The following is a 4,238-nucleotide window of genomic DNA, read 5'->3' on the forward strand; positions in this document are numbered from 1 at the left end:
GTCAACAGTGTGAAAGCCAAGTGATCTTAGTGATGATCCGCGTTCGATATATCAAAAAAACTGTCCTCCCCAGATGCTCTGAAAAACGGAAGTGTTCGGAGGAGGGGGCAGTTCAATCAGGAAGATTACGGTGAACAAGAAAACCAACTCATCTGATAAATCTAGTAATGAAAAGTCTGCACCGGAAACCCAAAAGTTGTCTACGCAAATTAAACAGGCGTACCAGTGGGGAGTCATTAAATATATCGACAAAGAAGGAGTGCTTTATCGATTGGTTTCGGCGCCTCATGATGGTGAAGATGCTGTCTGGAGTCTGAACTCCGGCATTCGTAGCTTCGAAATTCAGGATGGCTACGTGGACTTTCACGGGTTTTCAGGGTCGATTTATCGTTGCAAATTTCAGGATCAAGGCTTCAGTCAGCAGATGTTAATAACCATCTTGGGCTGGAGGGCGACGGAGCTCGAGCTAGGAAATGATCTTGATTTGATGCCTTTCGCGTTGTTCTTGAGAGAGTGGGAGGCAAAAACGCCAAGGGTCATGTGAAGTTAAAGAATTCAAAGTTGGTATCCACCGAGCACAAGAAGCCGAAGAAGCTGCACAGGAACCTGCGCAGCATGTCCGGGATTTGGTGGCCTTGGGCTTTACCGGGTCTATGACCGGGTCAGGCAGTGGAAAGATTTCGAGTAGTTCAAGGCAAAACATCGGGCAAGGGTTGTTTTGCGTATTTTGGTCGAAACTGGACACTGATTCCAGCATAAACTGGAAACCTAAAATCGCTCGCTGATAACCGTGGCGCCTTGCTTGGTTTTTTAACCAAACAACAGCGGCCACACCAATGCCTAACCGGAGGTTGTCCATGAGGAAGATTTTAGAAACACTGCGGCTGCGCGAACGGCTTGGGTTCACCAATCAGCAAATTGCTGAGGTCATCAAAGCCGGCCCCATCACCGCGTGAGACTATCTGTGACGGGCCGAGATGGCCGCTATCGATTATTCAATTGGCGTTAAAATAGATGAGCAGCGCTTGTTTCCTCCTGCTTTGCCATCAAGCGTGAAGCGCCCACAACCGAACTCGGCTTTCATTCACAGCGAATTGAAACGCAAACACGTCATACTCGATTTGCTGTGGCGCGAGTACAAGTAAAACAGGCAACGAAAGTTACCGCTTCAAACACAGTTCAACGCAAAACAGGAAGGAGGAAAAACAGATCTAAAAACTGAAAATCGAGACATAATTCTGACCCCAAGGGGGGGCAAAATTCAATGCAAACCCCAATTCAAATCCCAATTCAAATCTGGGTGTAAATCAACAGAATGCCGTTGGCACTGTTATTCAGGAGGCAAGTTCAGTGTTTTTTCGAATAGCAAGGGGAGAGCGCCCAAAGTGACGCCTGCAGAATCTGACTAAAGTGGCCTGTTCGGAAAACCCTAGGATAGAGGATAGGTGAGACATAGAAACTTCCGTCTCGGTGAGATATCGAATCGCTTCTTGACAAATGATTTGTGTCTTTATTTGATCAAAAGAAGTGCCTTCATCAGACAAATGCCGTTGCAAAGTTCTTGGGTGAATCGCCAACAGGTTAGCAACTGCAGATTTGTCGCACACTGTTCTTCCAAGTATTTTTTTGATTACTTGGGCAGTCCTCGCTGAATAAGTACCACGGAGGCTTCGGAAATTGGTTTGAATGTGTAGATCTACGATGTGACTAAGCTCAATATTGGGCTTATCGAGCCGAGTTGCCAGAGTCGAATTACTCAAGAGTAGTGCTGCTTTGTCACGATCAAACTCAACAGGAGCACCAAAGAATCGATCATAAACTTCATGGTGATTTTTCGAACCATGAGGCAAGATTACTTTAGTCAATTGATAATTATCGCCTGCCAGAATCTTTATAAAACGGTGAAGATTGCCCAAGCAAATATCCAAGGTTTGTGTGTGGACTATCGGCTTTCCCAAATTAATTGAAATACTTACCCAGCTATTGAACGAGGACCTTTGAGGCAGTGACGGTTCCGGAAAACTGTCAATCTCAATTGCTGGGCTCATGATGTCAATATGTTTGGCTGCGTATTCAACTGCCTCGCGCACTGTGGGCAAATTGCTGATTACCAGCGAAAGCGGGCCTAGGATGCTGATGTCGTGATACGGAGACATGCTTAAACCGAGACAGGGAAGATTCTTCGCTCTGGCGGCGTATTCGAGCATCTTGACAAAGTCATCTATCGGGACGAACTCGTTGTCTTGATTCGCAAGGTCTAGGTCCAGACCAAACCGCGAAGCAATTTCGCGAGCATCACTACCACTACTGCTCAATACCTCAAGAAATCCCAACATGACCGTCGATCTAAGTAAAAGACTCATTTGTCTCCAAAGGTCAAAAAATAGTCTTCAATGGTCAAGAGTATATGTTTTTACCAATGTAATAATCAAATGAAATATTAAAACCATATGGAGACAATAACGATGAAATTTACTACCCGCGTTGGCCGCAAAAAAACTTTGGGCATTTCTGCTCGCAAGCTCATTCAGCTTATCCGCCCAAGCACAGCAGGGTAATCAAAAATTATGTGTATATGATCTTTTAGGTGCTGCGGGTGATATTTTTGCCATGGCTAAAGACTATGAAGTTGCCTCTAAAGCTTGGGGCGGCAACGTCAAAATTCATGCTTACACGGATGAGCGAATTGCCACTCAAGACTTTATCGCGGGTGAATGTGATGCAGTGTTTGCGACTGGTTTCCGTACCCGTCAATTCAACGCCATCACTACATCTATTGACTCACTGGGCGCATCCTCAATCGTCAAAGACGGCAAGGTGGACATGAACGCCAGTTACGAAGTAGTACGTCGCGCAATTCAGGTATTTTCCTCACCAAACTCCACAAAAACCGCAATCAATGGAAAATTTGAGATCGCCGGTATTATCCCTTTTGGGACGGCTTACCCAGTGCTGAACGATCGAAAAATCCAGACCGTTGAAGATCTTGCTGGCAAGAAAATTGCAGCTTTTGACTATGACAAGGCACAGGCCGTGATGATCCAGAAAATTGGTGCTCAACCAGTTTCTGCAGATATCACCAACTTCGCCAGCAAGTTCAACAATGGCATTGTTGACATGATTGCAGCACCAGCCGCCGCATATAAACCGCTAGAACTCTATCGAGGCATTGGCACCAAAGGTGCTATCAATCGTTTTCCGATTGTGATCTTGAGCTATCAGATGGTGATCAACACCAGCAAGTTTCCGGTCGGCTTTGGACTTGAGTCAAGAAAGTATTGGAGCGGTCAGTATGATCGTGCTTTGAAATTGATTCTTCGAGCAGAGCAAACAATTCCAGAGAAAACATGGAGTGACCTGACCCCTGAAAACATGATTAAGTACACCATCATGTTGAGGGAAAGCAGGGGGTCGATTGTCGAGCAAGGCATATACGACAAGCAGGGTTTGAGCATCATGAAGAAAATCCGGTGCAGTGTGAATCGGGCGGACTCAGAATGCACACCTGACAGCAAAACGTTCTGATAGTTGACCAGTCCGATATGTGACGAGAAAGGATCATATCGGCCTTTTTATCTCCTGGTCTCAACCACCCAAGCCACTCAAATCAGTCTCTGTAAGCATCTTGAGACTGCCGCTTGTTGGCGATATAGAAAAGCTGGTTTATGTCTTGCACTCAGTGAAATGCAATACGACCTCATTTCCCGACGGATATAACATGAACAAAAAAATACAGTACTGCCCAAACTTCAAGATGCTAATTGTAGGCGCATTGACAGCAACCCCAATTCTGTCTTTTTTGTCGAGCAAAGCATATGCGGGAGGAACCGCATTTGATGCAACCTCAATCAGTTCTATGGGAAGTGCCAATGCGGGGATGGCTGCCGAAGCAGGTGACGCATCTGTTCTATTTGCGAACCCTGCTGCATTGACCAGACTCAAAAGAGCGGAAGTTGTACTTGGCGCTGCATTTGTTGGTATCAACACCTCTTACACCTCCGGTCAAACACCGGATGGATCTCCAACGAACAGCGGCACTACAGGCAGCGCTGGGCAGGAATTCAATCGAAAAAGTGGATACGATTCAACTGCCCTTGCGCCCAACCTGTTCGTAGCAATTCCAATTACTAAAAAACTCGTTGTTGGTTTCGGAGGGGCCGCCTCCCATGCACTGATTGTTCGCTACGATGAAAATTTTCCGGGACGCAACCAAGGCCGCGATATTGACTTTAAGGTCA

Annotated in this window: 5 protein-coding genes; 4 read left to right on the plus strand and 1 reads right to left on the minus strand. The window is 46.1% G+C overall.

What is annotated here, in order from left to right; translation table 11 throughout:
* Positions 1 to 130: 130 nt before the first annotated feature.
* Positions 131 to 544 (plus strand): hypothetical protein, encoded by a 414-nt coding sequence (locus tag A0129_RS15465; RefSeq protein ID WP_291716286.1) that lies wholly within the window; start codon positions 131 to 133, stop codon positions 542 to 544.
* Positions 545 to 977: 433 nt separating this feature from the next.
* Positions 978 to 1,145: a hypothetical protein gene (locus tag A0129_RS15470; protein WP_008247210.1), complete on the plus strand. Its 168-nt coding sequence runs from the start codon at positions 978 to 980 to the stop codon at positions 1,143 to 1,145.
* A 189-nt stretch (positions 1,146 to 1,334) separates the two neighbouring features.
* Here the strand turns inward: A0129_RS15470 and A0129_RS15475 are convergent, their stop codons facing one another.
* The gene (locus A0129_RS15475) at positions 1,335 to 2,363 is read right to left on the minus strand and encodes an AraC family transcriptional regulator (RefSeq protein WP_040512019.1); all 1,029 of its coding nucleotides are present in this window, start codon (positions 2,361 to 2,363) and stop codon (positions 1,335 to 1,337) included.
* Between the two features lie 121 nt (positions 2,364 to 2,484).
* Between A0129_RS15475 and A0129_RS15480 the strand changes: the two genes are divergently transcribed.
* Entirely contained in the window at positions 2,485 to 3,525 is a 1,041-nt protein-coding gene (locus tag A0129_RS15480) for a putative solute-binding protein (protein WP_291716287.1), read from the plus strand.
* Positions 3,526 to 3,718: 193 nt separating this feature from the next.
* Positions 3,719 to 4,238 (plus strand): OmpP1/FadL family transporter (locus tag A0129_RS15485; protein ID WP_291716288.1); only part of this gene is annotated, 520 nt, incomplete at its 3' end.

This window comes from Limnobacter sp. CACIAM 66H1, from assembly GCF_001601825.1.
GTDB lineage: Bacteria > Pseudomonadota > Gammaproteobacteria > Burkholderiales > Burkholderiaceae_B > Limnobacter.